The 17284-nt window shown below is 68.3% G+C and carries 16 protein-coding genes; 9 read left to right on the plus strand and 7 right to left on the minus strand.

The window, feature by feature from the left end:
• Positions 1 to 72: 72 nt before the first annotated feature.
• Positions 73 to 1026: a cyclase family protein gene (locus KHC28_RS10345; RefSeq protein WP_214008272.1), complete on the minus strand. Its 954-nt coding sequence runs from the start codon at positions 1024 to 1026 to the stop codon at positions 73 to 75.
• Between KHC28_RS10345 and KHC28_RS10350 the strand changes: the two genes are divergently transcribed.
• The 5 genes from KHC28_RS10350 to KHC28_RS10370 all read left to right on the plus strand — a co-directional run bounded on the left by KHC28_RS10350 (position 1025) and on the right by KHC28_RS10370 (position 4322).
• Positions 1025 to 1264 (plus strand): hypothetical protein, encoded by a 240-nt coding sequence (locus KHC28_RS10350; RefSeq protein ID WP_214008273.1) that lies wholly within the window; start codon positions 1025 to 1027, stop codon positions 1262 to 1264. The genes KHC28_RS10345 and KHC28_RS10350 overlap by 2 nt on opposite strands.
• A 109-nt stretch (positions 1265 to 1373) precedes the next feature.
• Positions 1374 to 2237: an alpha/beta fold hydrolase gene (locus KHC28_RS10355; RefSeq protein WP_214008274.1), complete on the plus strand. Its 864-nt coding sequence runs from the start codon at positions 1374 to 1376 to the stop codon at positions 2235 to 2237.
• Positions 2238 to 2242: 5 nt separating this feature from the next.
• Positions 2243 to 3154, plus strand: a complete 912-nt coding sequence (locus tag KHC28_RS27860) for an NAD(P)-dependent oxidoreductase (RefSeq protein ID WP_214008275.1) — start codon at positions 2243 to 2245, stop codon at positions 3152 to 3154.
• 1 nt (position 3155) lies between these two features.
• On the plus strand, positions 3156 to 3596 hold the full coding sequence (locus tag KHC28_RS10365; protein ID WP_214008276.1) for a GlcG/HbpS family heme-binding protein: 441 nt from the start codon (positions 3156 to 3158) through the stop codon (positions 3594 to 3596).
• 3 nt (positions 3597 to 3599) lie between these two features.
• Complete coding sequence (locus KHC28_RS10370; RefSeq protein ID WP_214008277.1) at positions 3600 to 4322, plus strand: SDR family NAD(P)-dependent oxidoreductase; 723 nt, start codon at positions 3600 to 3602, stop codon at positions 4320 to 4322.
• 73 nt (positions 4323 to 4395) lie between these two features.
• Here KHC28_RS10370 and KHC28_RS10375 read toward each other — a convergent pair whose 3' ends face one another.
• From KHC28_RS10375 to KHC28_RS10390, 4 genes are all read right to left on the minus strand, one after another.
• Positions 4396 to 5232 (minus strand): hypothetical protein, encoded by an 837-nt coding sequence (locus KHC28_RS10375; protein WP_214008278.1) that lies wholly within the window; start codon positions 5230 to 5232, stop codon positions 4396 to 4398.
• 25 nt (positions 5233 to 5257) lie between these two features.
• Positions 5258 to 7897, minus strand: coding sequence for an FkbM family methyltransferase (locus tag KHC28_RS10380; protein WP_214008279.1), 2640 nt, complete (start codon positions 7895 to 7897; stop codon positions 5258 to 5260).
• An 86-nt stretch (positions 7898 to 7983) separates the two neighbouring features.
• A complete protein-coding gene (locus KHC28_RS27340; protein ID WP_246564668.1) occupies positions 7984 to 9828 on the minus strand; it encodes a glycosyltransferase in 1845 nt (614 codons plus the stop codon).
• 393 nt (positions 9829 to 10221) lie between these two features.
• Complete coding sequence (locus KHC28_RS10390; protein WP_214008280.1) at positions 10222 to 10410, minus strand: hypothetical protein; 189 nt, start codon at positions 10408 to 10410, stop codon at positions 10222 to 10224.
• Positions 10411 to 10563: 153 nt separating this feature from the next.
• Between KHC28_RS10390 and KHC28_RS10395 the strand changes: the two genes are divergently transcribed.
• From KHC28_RS10395 to KHC28_RS10410, 4 genes are all read left to right on the plus strand, one after another.
• Positions 10564 to 11733, plus strand: a complete 1170-nt coding sequence (locus tag KHC28_RS10395) for a PP2C family protein-serine/threonine phosphatase (RefSeq protein WP_214008281.1) — start codon at positions 10564 to 10566, stop codon at positions 11731 to 11733.
• Between the two features lie 53 nt (positions 11734 to 11786).
• Complete coding sequence (locus KHC28_RS10400) at positions 11787 to 14165, plus strand: response regulator (protein WP_214008282.1); 2379 nt, start codon at positions 11787 to 11789, stop codon at positions 14163 to 14165.
• A 5-nt stretch (positions 14166 to 14170) separates the two neighbouring features.
• A complete protein-coding gene (locus tag KHC28_RS10405; protein WP_214008283.1) occupies positions 14171 to 14542 on the plus strand; it encodes a response regulator in 372 nt (123 codons plus the stop codon).
• Positions 14543 to 14689: 147 nt separating this feature from the next.
• Positions 14690 to 16270 carry a Na/Pi cotransporter family protein gene (locus KHC28_RS10410; protein WP_214008284.1) on the plus strand — a complete coding sequence of 527 codons (1581 nt, stop codon included), beginning with the start codon at positions 14690 to 14692 and terminating at the stop codon, positions 16268 to 16270.
• A 136-nt stretch (positions 16271 to 16406) separates the two neighbouring features.
• On the opposite strand, the gene KHC28_RS10415 is transcribed toward KHC28_RS10410, so the two are convergent.
• Both KHC28_RS10415 and KHC28_RS10420 read right to left on the minus strand, forming a co-directional pair.
• Entirely contained in the window at positions 16407 to 16829 is a 423-nt protein-coding gene (locus KHC28_RS10415; RefSeq protein ID WP_214008285.1) for an ATP-binding protein, read from the minus strand.
• 32 nt (positions 16830 to 16861) lie between these two features.
• On the minus strand, positions 16862 to 17194 hold the full coding sequence (locus KHC28_RS10420) for an STAS domain-containing protein (RefSeq protein WP_214008286.1): 333 nt from the start codon (positions 17192 to 17194) through the stop codon (positions 16862 to 16864).
• Between the last annotated feature and the right edge of the window lie 90 nt (positions 17195 to 17284).

A 17284-nucleotide genomic window follows, 5' to 3' on the forward strand; every position in this document is an offset into this window, starting at 1 on the left:
GGCTCCGAGGATGAGAGCGGCGAGGGACGGCGCATTCCCGCGCCGCCCGGCGAAGTCGTCCGGTGATCGGCGCTACTTGATCGCCTGCGGATTGATCGGCGAGCCGGTGCCGCCGGTGATGATCAGCGGCGGGCCGCAGAAGAAGAACTCGTAGACGCCGTCCTTGGCGCAATCCTCGGCGAGCTCCTTCAGGTAGAAGATCTCGCCCATGCACAGGCCCATGGCGGGGATCACCACCCAGTGCCAGGGCTGGTTGGCCTCGGTGGTCTCGTTCGGCCGCACCTCGACGCCCCAGGTGTCGGAGCAGATCGCCGCGACCTCCTTCTCGTGGCACCAGTAGCAGTTCTCGAACTTCACGCCGGGCGCGTCGCCGCCGGCATAGCCGCCCCATTCGCCCTCCGCGAGGCAGCGCTCCATCTGGCCGGTGCGGACGATGACGAAGTCGGCGCGGCGGATCTCCACGCCCTGCGCCTTGGCGCAGGCGTCGAGTTCGTCGTTCGAGATGGATTCGCCGTCCTTGAGCCAGTCGACGCCGCGGAAGCGGGCGATGTCGAGCAGCACGCCGCGCCCGTTCATCTTCGACTTGGAGTGCTCGATGCCGAGCACGTTGAGCCCGCGCGCGTTGATGTGGCGCGGATCGTGGCCGTTATAGGCCTTGTCCTCGTAGAAGATGTGGCCGAGCGCGTCCCAGTGGGTGGCGCCCTGCACGCAGAGATTCAGCGTGTCGTCGGCGTAGCGGATCTTGTTCCAGTCCTGCTGGCCGGTGATGGCGTCGGTGCCGGTGGCGAGCATCTGGTGGATCGGGTTGAAGCGCCCGCCGAACAGGCCGTTCTGCGGCCCCTCGCGGTCGAGCGGGATGCCGAGCGAGAATACCCGGCCGGTCTTGATGAGGCCGGCAGCCTCGACGATGTCCTGCGGCGTGACATGGTTGAGCGTGCCGCTATGGTCGTCCTTGCCCCAGCGTCCCCAGTTGGAGAGCTTGCGCGAGGCCTCTTCGATGGCGGCGAGTCCGACGTTGATATCCATGGGTTTCCTCACTTTTTTCGATTTTTTGCGCAGCCGGGCGGTTGGCGGCCGCCGGGTCGGGTGGCGGCTGCCCGCGTGGCTACGACAGGGCTTGCAACCGCATCCGATTTGTTTATCGTCTGATAAATATCAGATCGGCGCGCCGGGTTTGTCAATCGTCCGGCGCGGCAAGAAAGCGGGAGAGGCGCACATCCCGCCCGGGCGAACGCCAACGCCGGGCGGCGATCAGCAATCGTGATCGCGCGGATCAGAACATATGGTTTCGCCGCCCGCGCGAGGCGCCTTTAGCGTCGCGACGGGCCGGAGGCGGCAAACGCCCCGCAAAGACAATGGAGAGGAGACACGCCATGAACGATGTCGAGGGGACGGGCAGCACCAACACTGCCATCACGAACGCCGGCATCACGGAACGCGTCGTCTCGGGCGAGGCGGAACTCGCCGTGCGCGTGGACGGCGCCGGGCACCTGCCCTGGATCGTGCTGTCGAACTCGCTGGCCGCCGATCTCACCATGTGGGACGACCAGATCCCCTTCCTCACTCGGAGCTACCGCGTGCTGCGCTACGACACGCGCGGGCATGGGCGCAGCAGCGCGCCGGCCGGGCCCTACAGCTTCGATTTGCTGGTGGCGGATTTCATCGCGGTGATGGACCGTTTCGACATCCGGCAGGCCGACGTGATCGGCCTCTCCATGGGCGGCATGACGGCTCTCGGGGTCGGCCTCGCTCATCCCGAGCGGGTGAACCGGCTGATCTGCGCCGATGCGCGGGCCGATGCGCCGCCGCCCTTCGTCGCCGGCTGGGACCAGCGCATCGCGGCGGTCGAGGCGGGCGGCATGGGCGCGATACTCGCCGGCACCATGGAGCGCTGGTTCACCGCGCCGACGCGACAGGACCGGCCGGAGGTGGTGGATCGCGCCGCCCGCATGGTGCTGGCGACGTCGCCGGTCGGCTATATCGGCTGCGCCGAGGCGCTGAAGCGGCTCGACTATCTGCGCCACCTGCCGCGCCTCGAACCGGAGGCGTTCTTCATCGGCGGCGCCGAGGATGGCGCGGCGCCGGCCGAGGCGATGCGCGCCATGGCGGCGGCGACCCCCGGCGCGACCTATGTCAGCCTGCCCGGCGTCGCGCATATCGCCAATATGGAGGACGTCGCCGGCTTCAATGCGCGGGTGGCGGAGTTTTTCGACATTTCCAGGCAAGCGGCGGAGTGACGCGCGTGACGAGTGAGACCAAGGGGACCGTCGGCATCATCGGTCTCGGCATCATGGGTTCGGCCTATGCGAAGAACCTGCTGGAAGCCGGGTTCGGCGTCGTCGGCACCGATGTCGCTGAAGAAGCTATGGCGACGCTGGCCGGGCAGGGGGGCACGCCGGTCGGCTCGGCGCGCGAGGTCGCCGAGGCCGCCGACATCCTGCTGCTCGCGCTGCCGTCGGTGAAGGCGCTGGAGGCGGTGACGAAGGAGATCGCCGAGGCACTGCGCCCCGGCGCGGTGGTGTGCGAGATGGGCACGCTGCCCATCGACGCCAAGGAAGCCTGCCGCGCCGCGCTGGAAGCCAAGGGTGCCGATGTGCTCGATTGCCCGGTGAGCGGCACCGGTGCGCAGGCGGCGAAGCGCGACCTCTCCATCTACGCCAGCGGCGCGGAACCAGCGTTCCGCAAGGTGGAGGCGGCCTTCGCCGGCTTTGCCCGCGACGTGCGCTATTGCGGGGCGTTCGGCACCGGCATGAAGCTGAAATACATCGCCAACCTGCTGGTGACGATCCACAACCTCTCGACCGCCGAGGCGCTGCTGCTCGCCGAGCGCGCCGGGCTCGACCTCAACCTCGTCTATGACGCCATTCGTCCGGGCGCGGGCGGCTCGCGCATGTTCGACGTGCGGGCGCCGATGATGATCGAGGAGCGCTACGAGCCGGCCACGATGAAGATGGACATCTACATCAAGGACCTGCAGCTGATCATGGACTTCGCCCGCGAGATGCGTAGTCCCACTCCGCTGATGGCGGCGAGCCTGCCGTTCTATTTCGCGGCGCTGGCGGAAGGGCGCGGCAAGGAGGACACCGCCTCGCTGTTCGCGGTGCTCAAGGGCATGACCGGCGGGCGCGGCAAAGACGGCAGCAAGGGGGAGTGAGATGGGCGAACTCACCCTCGACCGGGCCGACACCATTGGCCGCGTGGCGCTGGAGGACGCCCGCACGCGCGGCGCCCAGCCGCTTACCGTGGTGGTGCTCGACGCCGGCGGCCATGTGAAGCTGGTGCGTCGCGAGGACGGCAGCGGCATTGCCCGCTTCGAGATCGCCTATGGCAAGGCGTGGGGCGCGCTCGGCATGGGCATCTCCTCGCGCGGGCTGGCGGCGCGGGCGGCGAAGATGGGTGGCTTCTTCACCGCGCTCGCCGCCGCCACCGATGGCCGGGTGGTGCCGGTGCCCGGCGGCGTATTGGTGCGTGAGCGGCCCGGCGGGCCGATCATCGGCGCGGTCGGAATCAGCGGCGACACGTCCGACCTCGACGAGCTCTGCGCGGTGGCCGGCATCGAGGCGGCCGGCCTCGTGGCGGACATCGAGGAGCGCTGAACCATGGCGCGGCTGGACGGAAAGACGGCGCTGGTCACCGGTGCCGGTCGCGGCATCGGCCGGGCGACGGCGCTGGCCCTGGCGCTGGCGGGCGCGAAGGTGGTCGCGGTCGCCCGCACGCAGGCGGATCTCGACACGCTGGCGGCGGAAGGCGAGGGGCGCATCGAGCCGCTCTCCGCCGATGTGCGCGACGAGGCGTTCCTCGCCCGCATCGAGGCGATGACCGATCTCGACATTCTCGTGAACAATGCCGGCGGCAACCGGCCGAAAATGATGGTCGATGTCGACGACGAGACGCTCGACTGGATGATCGACCTCAACATCCGCTCGGTCTATCGCGTCGCGCGGGCGGCGGCGCGGGCGATGGGAGCCGGCGGCGTTATCGTCAACATGTCCTCGCAGATGGGCCATGTCGGCTCGCCCAGGCGCACCGTCTACTGCATGACCAAGCATGCGGTAGAGGGGCTCACCAAGGCGATGGCGGTGGAACTGGCACCGCGCGGCATCCGCGTCGTCGCGGTGGCGCCGACCTTCGTGGTGACGCCGATGACGCAGGGCATGTTCGACGATCCCGAGTTCAAGCGCTTCGTCTACGACATGGTGCCGCTGAACGACCTGCCGGTGCCTGAGGACATCGCCGAGGCGATCCTGTTCCTGGTCTCGTCCGGCGCCCGCTTCGTCACCGGCGACAGCCTGCGCGTCGATGGCGGCTGGACGGCGCGCTAGGGACGGGTGCCTCCCCGGCTTGTTGGCCCCGCGTCGTTGCCCGGCACGATGGCGGCGCGATGCTTCCCGGTCCTCAGAGATAGGGCTGGCGTTCCGCCAACTGCGCCCGCCAGTTGCCGATATGGTCCTGGCTCAGCGGCTTCTTCCGCTGCAGCGCGGCGGCGATCCAGGTGGCGTCCACCAGCGCGGTTCCCTGGCCGTAGAGCCGCATGGACAAGGCGTGCTCGTTGAGGATCGCCAGTGCCTTGGCCTCGAAATGGGCCAGCGTCCCGGCGTCGAGCGCGAACCGCGAATGCCATGCCGTCCCCTGTCCGGTGCCCTCGCCGGTCAGCCAGTTGACGATGTGGGCGCGGAAGTCGGCCGATAGCGGCGCATCGTCCCGAAACGGCGCGTCGGGATTGCCGGAAAACCAGCGGGCTGGATCGCGCAGGCTGGTGATCGGCCCGAGCCGGCGCAGCGTGGCCGGCGGCATGAACAGGAAGCACGAGCGCAGCCAGGCCTGCGAGGTGCGGCCGAGAAAGCCGACCGGCTGCGGATAGGCGTCGATATGCCCGATGACGACGTCGCGGCCGCGCAGGGCTGACAGGACCTGCGTGTCGATGCGGTCGATATAGGCGGTGTAGAGCTGGCGATAGGCCGACGTGACGAAGTGGACATAGTCGTACTGCATCAGCGAGCCATGCAGCGCGTCGAGGCCGGCATCCCACGCCGAGAACTCCCACAGCGCGTTGGAGGCGCCGAGCAGGGCAGCGCCGCCCGGCAGGGTCTCGACCGAACCCTCCGGCCGGGCATTGTCGATGACGACGAGCGTGCGGGCGACGTTCGGAAGGTGGGCGGCATAATAGGCCTGCAACGTCTCGAGCGCGTCGGCATAGGTTTCGGCGCCGTGACGCACGAAAAGGTTCAGCACCCTCAGTCCGCTTGTCGTCGTCGGCTTACCGGCGGTTTTTGAGAAGCGTGCCAAATTCAGCATAGACTCGGTCCTGCGAAAGCAGCTCGGCGATCCGGTCGCGCGCTTCGACCAGCCTGGATTGCGCATCCGGCTCGGTCAGGTCGCGGATCACGCAGCGGGCGAACTCGAACCAGTCGCCGACGCATTGGCAGTAGGCCCGCAACTCGGGCGGCAGTCCGTCGATCCCCGACGGCCAGACGACGATCGGCCGCAGCTTTGCCAGCGCTTCGAGCGTCTTGATCTTGAGCCCGGTGCCGGCCACCGCCGGATTCACCGCCAGCCGCGCCTGCCCATAGGCGTCGTCGAGATTGTCGACGTGACCGAGCCAGCGGACGTTCGGCTCATGGCCGGTCAGGGCTTCGCCGACGGAGCCGACGACATGGAATTCCGCGTCCGGTACCGCCTTCAGCACCAGCGGCCAGGCGAAGCGGAGGAAGTCCTTCAGGCCCTTCCGGTTCATGTCGTTCGCCGAAGCGACCATCAAAGCGACGGGACGGCCGGCAATGCCGGCCTCCACCGGCGGGGGCGGCATGTCGACGCCGACGGTCAGAATGCGGGCTCCGGTGTTCAGCGCCCGCAGTTCCTCCGCCTCGTCGGGCTGGATCGCCAGCAGGATGTCGGCCGACTGGAGCAGTCGCCGCTCTTCCGCCGACGAAAGGGCGAGAGGGTCGGTGATGCCGAAGCGGACCACCTTGCTCATCTTGGTCGAGAACACGTCGTGCGTGTCGACGATCTTGAGCGTGTCCTGCCGCAGGAGCGGAAAAACGCGCGCCATGAAGCCGTAATTGACCTGCACCACCGATGGCTTGACGGTCGCGTCGATGGTCCGCAGCGTTTCAAGCAGCACGTCCGGGCAGAAGGTGCGCGTGATCGGCAGAAGCCGCGCGGCTTCCTCCTCCCTGTCCTCGCCGAGGCTCTGGGCGAAGTCTTCGACTTTCACGCCGTCCAGTGTGGCGAGGGCCGCCGCCAGATCGGAACGTGACAGGTGATGGCGCAGCTCGCCGTCTCGTCCGACCACGACGACGTTACGGTAGCGCTCGGCGAGCGCAATCGACTGCGCCTCCGACAGCCCGCCGCCCGGCAACGGGCAGACCAGCAGCGCGACGTCCCAGCCGATCGACTCGATCCAGGCGAGCAGCCGCTGGATGCGGTACTCGTTGCCCGCGCGCGGCGGATAGGGCGCGACATGGGAAAGGCACACGAGCAGCGGACGCGTGCTCGGGGCCGGGGCCGGCGCGGCACTGCGCAGCGGCTTCAGGCGGATCACCGCGCCGACCACCGCATCGTGGTCCTCGATAGTGGGCAGCGGAGCTGTGCCCGGCGTGGCGATGCTCTCGGCGCCGGTCCCTTTTTCCGGCCGTTGGCGCTTCAGCTTTCGTCGGTATTTCTCGACGTGCCGGTTGTCCCGCAGCTTGGCCCGAATGGAGGCACCGATCCACTTGAACAGGTTGGATGCCCTGGTCCACGCCGATTCGTCCTTCGCACCCCTGAGGCGGGCGAGGGCGGCGAGCAACCCCTGACGCCAGTCCTGGCTCTGCCGACGGTGCTCGCGCTCCACCGCGAGATCGTGGAGGGCGGCGGCCAGTTCGGAATGCTGCTCGGCGATGAGCGTCTCGAGTTGAGCCCTGTGCTGCTCGTCCTCCACCCGGCTCCGGATGATGTCGTCCCTTTGCGCTTCGGCGGCCTGGCGCGCGGCAATCTCGCGCTGGAGCCCCTCTCGCAGGACGTCGATCTCGTCGAGCCGCGCCCGGTGCTCAACGGCATTCACGACGGTGCCCCCGCCCTTGGCGGCGGCGCCGGTCCGCAGGATCTCGTCGAAATATTGCGGCTTCTGCAGCAGGCCGTAGGCGAGGTCGTCGAGCGTCGCCAGCTCGAACAACTGCCAGGCGGGATCCACCAGCGCCTTCACCTTGTCGGCAAGCTCCGGCGGAACCGCGATCAGGCCGGCTTCGCGGGCATTGCCGAAAATGTTCCGGTCGGCGTGCTCGAAGTTGTCGGGGTTGAAGGCATCGACCACGTGCAGGAAGAGCGAATAGCCGAAGGAGGTCAGCAGCGCGAAGCTGCGCGCAGCATCCGACAGGCTGTTGCACTCCGCATAGATGACGGGCTTCAGCCGGGCGATCGTGTCCCTCGCGCCATCGAGGGCGGAGTCCTCGGCGCCCTCCACATCGAGCTTGATGAAGTCGCAGCGGCCGAGCTCCAAGGAGTCGATGGTCACGACCGTCGCTACGTCGACTTCCCCCGAGGTGCCGGTTCCGCCCTCATAGATGGTGAGGGAGCCGAAATTGATCGGAGCGCCCACATTCATCGGCGCCAACTGGATGTCCCCGAGACGGGAACCCACGGCCGCGTTGTGGATCCGGACATTGATCCGATGATTGTGGCGAACATTCTCCTCGAGCAGCGCAAAGGAGGCGGCTTGCGGTTCGAAGGAGAGGACGTGGCCGTCCGGCCCGACCATCTCCGAGAACGCCAGCGCATGGGTGCCGATGAAGCCGCCGACATCGAGCACCGTGCCGCCGGACGGTATGAAGTGGTGGAAGAGACGCAGCTCGTTCTCGGCCCACTCGCCATAGAGGCGCAGCGCGGCGCCGATCACCGTGTCGTTGGCGAAGAAGCGCATCGTCCCGTGGCGGCCATGGACGCTCTCGGTGAATATGTCGTGCCGATCCGGGTCGACCATCATTTCGTTCCGACTTTTGCGACGGTTCAGCGGGTCAGCAGGGCATCGCGTGCCAGCCAGCGCCGGCCGTCAAACGCTGCCATCATCTGCTGCGTCGCGTCGAGCATCTTGCGGGCGCAATCCTTCCAGTCCGGCTCGATGCCGCCCTCCGTCGATTGCGGCTTGGCCGGCGCGGTGGGCCGGCTGTCGTGCAGGGCCTCGCCGACCGCCGCGACCAGTTCGGTGTCGAGACGGAAGGAGCGGATCAGTTCCGGCCGCGATGTCAGTTGGGCGAGCTCCGACCACAACGGGCAGTCCCGCACGATGACAGTCTTGCCATAGGCGAGCGCCTCCGCAACCGGCAGGCCGAACCCTTCATAGTGCGAGGGAAACACGATCGCGGTGGCGTCGGCGAACAGCGCCGCCATCCGGCCGGCCGAGATATGGCCGCTTTCCATCGCACGGACATTGCGTGCCGGCACCTCCTTCACGCCGACCGAGACGATCTGCGTGTAGGGGAAGGCCTCGGCCAGCGTCGCCAGCGTCGGGACGATGTCCTTGTGGTCGTAATCGTTGCCGATCACCGCCAGATAGGGCTCGCCGGCTCGCTCCGACGGGTCGGGCTCGCGCACGATGTCGGCCGGGGCCATGCTGTGATGCGTGACCACCAGCGGGATGCGGGGATCCGGATCGAACCGGAACACGTAACGGTCGCGGCTGTAGGCCGAGTTGAAGAAGATGGTGTCGGCCATCTGGCCCAGCACCCTCCAGGTCCGGTCGAGGCCAGGGAGAGCGGCGTAGATGATGTCCCAGGCGATCGTGTCGAGCATGTTGAACATGACGAGCCCCGCCGCCGCGTGCAGATCGCGGACGGCATCGACCGACCAGGGCTGGTTCAGCAGGATGGCCGCCAGGAACCCGTCCTTGGGGGCATCGTGCTGGATCTCGAATTGGGGGAACGTCGCCGCCAGCTTGTGAAAGGCGGCGGCGCGTGCCGACGCCAGCACGGTGATGGCGAACCCGGTATCGCCCAATTGCTGGAAGCCGCGCAGGAAGCCCAGCACGCAGGCCGCCGTTCCGTTGAACGAGGGCGGCATTCCCCGGCAATCCAGCAGGAGGCGGGGGCGGCCTTCCGGCGAAAAGGCCGTCGACAGGAGCAATTCGAGCCGGCGTTCCGGCATGCCGCGCAACATGTCGCGCCGCCGGTCGCCGTCGGAGCGCGGCACCGGCCCGGCATATGTCTCGGCGAGGGGCGGATAGAGCTCGGCCGCCGTGGACGGCCACGGCACCACGATCCGATTGCAGATCAGATTGCGGAAGCCACGCCGGCGAAGCCCCCGCAACAGCTCGGCATAGGCGTCGTCCAGCGTCGCGGCCGTCAGGCCGGGTGCGGCGGCCGCGCCGCGCGGCGTCAGCAGGAAAAGCGCCGAAAGACATTCCGGCGCGACATAGTAGTCGGGAACGAAGCCGGCGACCGGCACCGGCAGGGAGGAGTCGCTTCCGCCCGGCAGCTCGAACAGGATGCGCGACCTGGCGTCGGAAAAGCGCGGCTGCACCATGCCGATCATCGGGTCGCGCTCGGCCTGCTCGACCAGCGCGCAGAGGCTCTGGTTGCGCCACGGCCAGTCGCCGATGATGACGGCGAGCGCCCGTCCGCTCGCGGCGGCGTCGGCGATGGCCGCGGCAAGCGCCTGCACCGGCTCGCGGAAGGTGCGCGCCGGCGCGAGGTCGTGGCCCGACACATTCTGTGGCAGGGCCAGCGTCACGCGCCGATCCGCGCCGAACAGGCCTTCCTCGCGTTCCAGCTGGCGCAGACGCGCGGCAAAATCGACGTCTTTCCGACCGACCCCGGTGAGGTCCATGAAGATGTCGAACGACGGCGTCTGTTTCATCTGGCGATCGGTATGCATGGGAGAGCCATGTCGAGCCACGCGCCGGACCGGCGAGGTCTCCGCTTCTGTGCGGGAAAGGGGCGATGCGACGCTGACCCGCTCTGCGCTCGTCGAAACACGTTCGGGGATGAGACTCTTCATCTCCGCCGCGAACACGCTCGGTTGCCGCGCCCGCAACGATGATCTGGCAGTCCAACGGAAGGTGTAGCTTCCGTGATCAGTCGCTCGTGCCGGCCATTCGGCGAGTACATCATCTCGAAACTTTATCCTGCCTCTAAAGCCGACTCAATGACAGGGCGGATAGCTCCACGTTTGCCGAGCCTTATGAGGAGTATTCTAATTGTTCTCAAGAGGCATCAGGGAAAGGGTTTTTCCGGATGCCTGTCCACGTCGCTATTCCCGCATGATCGGCGCGACGCCGGGCCCGACGGCGATCTCGTCGCTGACGAAGCCGAGTACGGCGAGCACCAGCAGCACGATCACCAGCACGCCGATGAGGCCACGCAGCCCATAGGCCCGGTGCCCGGCATAGCCCCCGCCCAGCAGTATCAGGATCAGGATCAGCACGATGATCGTCAGCATGGCAGCCCTCCGCCTCTCGTCTGTGAATGCCGGATGGCAGGGGTGGGTTCCCACTCATTCTGGCCGTTGCGAAGCCGGCCGATTGCGCGGATAGTCCCGCCCGGCGTCGTCCGGCGCCTTCCCGATCAAGCGCAGTACGGTGGTATCGCGGGCATGGTGGACCAGAATGCGGCCATTCTGGTGGTCGACGACGTGGCTGAGAATCGCGACCTGCTGGCCCGTCGCCTGCGCCGGCTCGGCTTGAGCCGCATCGACGAGGCCGCCAATGGCCACGAGGCGCTGGCGGCCATCGCCAAGACGCCCTACGACCTCGTGCTGCTCGACATCATGATGCCGGAGCTCGACGGTTTCGGCGTTCTGGAGGCGTTGCGCCGCGACGGCCGGTTGAACGAGCTGCCGGTGATCGTGGTCTCCGCGCTCAACGAGCTCGACCCGGTGGTGCGCTGCATCGAGCTCGGCGCCGACGACTTCATCTTCAAGCCCTTCAATCCGACGCTGCTGCGGGCCCGCGTGCTCGCCACGCTGGAGAAGAAGGTGCTGCGCGACCGCACCCGCGACGAGCTCAAGCGCAAGCAGGCCGAGCTGAACGAGGCGCGCACGCTGCAGCTCGCCCTGGTGCCGCCGCCCTTCGACGGCGAGGCGGCGGGGCGGCAGATCGCCGTCGCGGCGTTGCTGGAGCCGGCGAAGGAAGTCGGCGGCGATCTCGTCGACTACTTCTTCGTCGGCGACGACCAGATCGTGCTGGCGCTTGGCGACGTCTCCGACAAGGGAGCCGGCGCGGCGCTGATGATGGCGCGCACCCATGCCCTGTTCCGCGCGCTCGCCGCGCGGCCCGACGCGCCGGAGCTGTTCGCCGATCCGGCGCGGGCGGTCGGGCTGGTCAACGAGGCGCTGGCGCGCGGCAATGCCAGCTGCATGTTCGTCACCTTCGCGCTGGTCAGCGTCGATCTCGCCACCGGCGCGCTCGCCTATGTGCGGGCCGGCCATGTGCCGCCTTATCTCGCGCGCACCGACGGCTCGGTCGCGCGCCTCGGCGGCGGAGGCGGGCCGGCGCTGGGCATCGTCGAGGGCTTCGCCTACCGGGCGGACCATGCCGAGCTTACGCCGGGCGACCGCCTGCTCATCGTGACCGACGGCTTCACCGAGGCGCAGGACCGCGCCGGCACGCTCTATGGCGAAGCGCCGATCGGCGAGCTGCTGGCCGCCGGCGCGGGCGGGCAGGACTGCCTGCGGTCGCTGGTCGAGGCGGTGCGTGCCTTCGAGGCCGGCGAGCCGCCATCGGACGACATGGCGGCCATCCTTCTGACGTTCGACGTGATCTAGCCGGAATCGCCATTCGCCTCGGGGCGGCTGGCGCAATGTGTGGGGGAATGCAGATGGGCGAGGCGGATCAGCGGGACGGCGCGAGCTGCCCCTTCGATGCCGGAGGGCTCGGGCGCGAGGCGACGCTGCTGCGCGCCACGCTGGAGAACATGTCGCAGGGCGTCGCCATGTACGATGCCAATTACCGGCTGGTGACCTGGAACCAGCTGTTCCGCGAATATCTCGACATGCCCGACGAGTTCTTCGACAACGCCCACACCTTCCAGGACTATATCCGCTATCTCGGTGCGCGCGGCGAGTTCGGCGACAATATCGACATCGAGACGGTGCTGGCCAAGCGTGTCGCCCAGCTCGACCATTCCCACCGCTTCGAGCGCACCCGACCCGACGGCACCGTGCTGGAGGTGCGGCGCGACCCGGTGCCAGGCGGCGGCTTCATCGCCATCTACACCGACATCACCGATCGCAAGCTCGCCGAGATGAAGCTGCGGGAGGACGAGGAGCAGCTGCGCGCGATCGACGCCGCCGCGCCGGTCGGCCTCATCATCGTCGACCGCGCCAGCCACACGCTGCTGCATGTGAACGGCGGGGTGGAGCGGCTGCTCGGCCGCTCAGCCTCCACCTTCACCGGCCGGCGGGTCGAGGACGTGCTGACCAACCCCGACAAGGGGCGCGAATTGTGGGACATACTGAGCGGCCCGGACTCGGACCGGCGCGAATTCATCTTGCACCGGCCGGACGGCACGCCGGTCTGGACCATGGTCGCGCATGGCGACCTCGATTTCCGCGGCGCGCCGGCGATTATCGCCACCTTCGTCGACATCACCAGCCGGGTGCAGATCGAGCAGGAGCTGCGCGAGGCCAAGGAGGCGGCGGAATCGGCGAGCCAGGTGAAGTCCGCCTTCCTCGCTAATATGAGCCACGAGCTGCGCACGCCGCTCAACGCCATCATCGGCTATAGCGAGATCCTCAGCGAGGACGCCGCCGACGCCGGCGACACCGCCATGGTGGCCGATCTCGACAAGATCCAGGCGGCCGGCAAGCATCTGCTCGGCCTCATCAACGACATCCTCGACCTGTCGAAGATCGAGGCCGGCCGCATGGACGTCTATCTGGAACAGGTGTTCCTCAACCGCACGGTCGACGAGGTGCGCACCATCGTCGGCCCGCTGATGGAGAAGAACGCCAACCGCTTCGTCATCGACTGCCCGATCGATCTCGGCTCGCTGCGTACCGACGTCACCAAGCTCAAGCAGAGCCTGATCAACCTGCTCTCCAACGCCGCCAAGTTCACCAAGGGCGGGCAGGTGAGCCTCACCGTCTCGCGCCGCGAGGAGGCGGGCGGCATCGGCGCGGTGCGCTTCGAGGTGCGCGACACCGGCATCGGCATGACCGAGGAGCAGATCGGGCGGCTGTTCCAGGCCTTCACCCAGGCGGATTCCTCCACCACCCGCAATTTCGGCGGCACCGGCCTGGGCCTGACCATCACCAAGCATTTCGTCGCCATGCTCGGCGGCACCATCGTGGTCACCAGCGTTCCGGGGGAGGGCTCCAGCTTCGTCATCGAGCTGCCGGCCGAAACCGACGCCTCGCCCGAGCCGGTGCTGCCGATGATCGACGGCCTCGTGCCGGCAGATGCCGGCGCGATCACCGTGCTGGTGGTCGACGACGACCCGGCGGTGCACGAGGTGCTGGCCGCCACCCTCGGCAAGGAAGGCTATGTGGTGCGCCATGCCCGCGACGGCTCCGACGCGCTCGACATCATGCGTCACGACCCGCCGGACATCGTCACGCTCGACGTCATGATGCCCAAGATCGACGGCTGGTCGGTGCTCGGCATCATGAAGTCCGAGCCGGAGCTGGCGCATATTCCGGTGATCATGCTCACCATCGTCGACGACCGTAACCTCGGCTATGCGCTGGGCGCCTCCGAATACATGACCAAGCCGGTCGACCGGCAGCGCCTGCTGGGGCTGATCCACAAATTCACCCCCGGCGACAGCGCCGGGCAGGTGCTGGTGGTCGACGACGACCCGGATGTGCGGGCAATGGTGCGCGCCGCCATCGAGGATGGCGGCCTCCACGCCGTCGAGGCGGGCAATGGGCGGGAGGCGCTGATCTGGCTGGGGGCCCATCCGACGCCGTCGCTGGTGCTGCTCGACCTGATGATGCCGGTGATGGACGGCTTCGGCTTCCTCAGCGAGGTCCGCGCCAACCCCGCCTATGCGGACATGCCGATCGTGGTGCTGACGGCGAAGGAACTCACCGAGAGCGAGCGCAGCTATCTGGCGCAGAACACGCTGCTGATCCTCAACAAGAGCGCCCAGCCGATCGGCACGCTGGGGGCGGCGCTGGCGGCGATCGCCGGCCGCAGCAAGGCCGGGCCCGGCAAGGCGGCCGCCGGCAAGGCCGCGTCGGAAACGGGAGGCTAACGGGCATGGCGACGATTCTCCTCGTCGAGGACAACGAGTTGAACCGCGACATGCTCTCGCGGCGTCTGATGCGCAACGGCTTCGAAGTGCTGCTGGCGGTGGACGGGCAGCAGGGCGTCGACCTCGCCACCTCCCGCCGGCCCGATCTCATCCTGATGGATATGAGCCTGCCGGTGCTGGATGGCTGGGAGGCGACGCGGCGGGTGAAGGCCGACCCGCAGACCGCTGCGATTCCCGTTATTGCCCTGACCGCCCACGCGATGGAACAGGACCGGCAGGCGGCGATGGCGGCCGGCTGCGACGATTTCGACACCAAGCCGGTCGAACTACCGCGGCTGATGGAGAAGATCCGGGCGCTGCTGGCGTCGGCCGGATGACCTGTTGTCGCGAAACTGACCGCTTGTCATCAAACTGTCATTGCGAGCCGCTGGAACAGGGCGGCAAGCGCGGGCGTTTCGTTAGCCCTGCCGTCCGTCGTCGAGGAAACTGAATGCCTTTCTCTTATCTGCGGGGTCGCTGAGCGTATGGCGACTCTGGCGCTGCTGCTCAGCGGCCTTGGCCTGTTCTTCATCGGCGTGCGTTCCCTGTCCGCCAATCTGGTGCCGCTGGTCGGCCGGCGCGGCCGTGCCGCGTTTTCCCGCGCCCTGCGCGGGCCGCTGAGCGTGGCGCTGAGCGGCACCGTCGCCGGCATCATCACCCAGAGCTCGACGGCGGTGTCGTGGATCATCGTGTCGTTCGTGCGCGGCGGCGTGCTGCCGGCCGGCCCGGCACTGGGCGCACCGAACTGGGCGAATGTCGGCACCGCGCTGCTGCCGCTGATCGTCGCCATCGACACCTCGACGGCGGCGGGGGTGGTGATCGGCCTCGGCGGCTTCATCACCTATTTCAAGCTCGCCCGTGGCGACCGCATGCGCCATGTCGTGGAGGCGGCGCTGGGGGCGGGGCTGCTGCTGTTCGGCATGCACCTGGTCTCGGTCGCGGTAGGGCCGATCCGCGACGAGCTGATGCACAATCCGTGGTGGGAGGTCGCGCTCGAGCATCCTTTGCTGCTGGCGCTGATCGGCTTCGGTTTCTCGGTGGCGGCGCAATCATCCTCGGTCGCGGCGGCGATCGCTGTCGCCGCCGTGGGCGGCGGGTTGCTCGACCTCGGCTCGGCGCTGCCGCTGGTCGCCGGCGCCAATGCCGCCGGCATGCTCAACAACGCGCTGATGGTGCCGGGCGAGACCATGGCCGGGCGGGCGATCTTCGCCATTCAGGTGGTGCAGAAGGGAGCCGGCTCGCTGCTGCTGGCGGCGCTGAGCGTCGCCGTCGCCGTCTTTCCCGGCGCCTTCGACAGCGTGTTGCCGGCGGATGGCGACACGCGGGCGCAGATCGCGGTGATCTTCCTGCTGGCACAGATCGGCGGCGCCTTCATCGCCGCGCTGGCGCAGGGCGCGACCTGCCGGCTGCTGGAACGCATGCTGCCGGCCAGCCCGGCCGAGGCACTGGCGCAGCCGGCCTTCCTGCTGCGGGAATCGCTGTCCGATCCTGCCGCCGCGCTCGACCTGACCGTCCGCGAACTGGCGCGCCTCGCCGACCGGCTGCCGATGATGCTCGACAAGGTGCGCGAGGAGGCGGATCTGGCGACGCCTCCGCCGGCGACGCTGCGCGTGGCGGGCGTCGCCCTTGCCGGCAGCGTCAAGGCCTATCTCGCTGCCCTGCTGGACGGCCAGATGAGTCGGCGGCAGGTCGCGGTGGCCCTGCTGCTGGACGATGCGTCGATGAATGTCAGCGCCCTGCACGAGGCGCTGGGCGAGTTCGCCGAGGTGGCCGGACCGACACAGGCGCTGCCGACCGCCCGCCGGCTCATCGAGGCGCTGCACGCGCTGCTCGGCGCGGTGGCCGAGCATGGCGAAAGCCTCGGCGCCGATGACCCGGAGCTGGTGCTCAGCCTGCTCGGGCACCGGGACCAGGTGATGGAGGCGCTGCGCCACCGGCTGTCCGAGCAGCATGCGCTCACGCCGACGCAGCAGGACGCGCTGTTCCGCATGACCATCCTGTTCGAGCGCATCGTCTGGCTGGCGCGCCAGCTGGTGAACAGCCTGACCCAGGCGCACCGGGCCTGACGGCCGATCCCGCCGGCGGCCGCGGGCGGCGGCCTGGAGCCTTTCCGGTGAACTCCGGTTCGCCGGAAAGGCTCCAGGGTCTTGTTCGGACGCGTTTCCTTCACGCGAACCGGATTCCACTTCGCTCGGAAACGCTCTAGGCGTCGAGGGTGAAGGCGAGCGCCACCACGTTGCGGCCGTTCTCGCGGCGATAGGCGAAATGCGCCGCCAGCGTGCGGATGAGATGCACGCCGAGGCCGCCGATGCGCCGATCCTCGATCGGGCTGGTCAGATCCGGCGCCGGCGCGGTGAACGGGTCGAAGGCGTTGCCGTCGTCGGCAAGCTCGATCTCGACCTGCGTTCCGCGATGGCGGATGGACACCGTGATCTGGCCGGCGCGGCGGTCGGGATAGCCGTAGTCGACCGCGTTGTTGACGAGCTCGTCGACCGCCATGGTGAGGCGGTGCGCCACCTTCTCCGGCAGGGCGGACGTCTCGCAGAAGAAGTCGAGCGCCCGGACCAGAGGCTCGAGTTCCGCAAGGTCATTCTCAAGGCGGAGGTCGAGCTGCGCGATGATCATGAACTTTCCGCCGACCGACTCGGAACGAATGCTCAGCCCAGCGTCGCCAGCGCGGCGTCGCGGTTCGCATGGATCGGGATCAGGGTCGAGAAGCCGCTGACATCGAACACCTCATGCACCGGCGGGATCAGCCCGCATATGGCGAGGGTGACGCCGGAACCCTTCGCCAGCTTGGCGGCCTTCAGCACCACGCGCAGCCCCGCCGAGGAGATATAGGTGAGCTCGGCGAAATCGAGCAGCAGCACGCTGCTGCCATCCGGAATCACCGCCATGAACTCGTCGAGCTTCGGCGAGGTCGAGCTGTCGAGCCGCCCCCTCACCGCGGTGATCACGACGTCCTTTTCGACAAAGCGGTCGATATGCATGGAAGACACGGCTCCGGCTGGGGGTTCGGGCGCGGCGGGACAGAACCGCATCCGGCGGCATCAGAATTATCCGAGATCGGCGGTCGCCGG

Origin of the sequence: Ancylobacter sonchi, from assembly GCF_018390695.1 — a bacterium.
GTDB classification, from domain to species: Bacteria; Pseudomonadota; Alphaproteobacteria; order Rhizobiales; family Xanthobacteraceae; genus Ancylobacter; species Ancylobacter sonchi.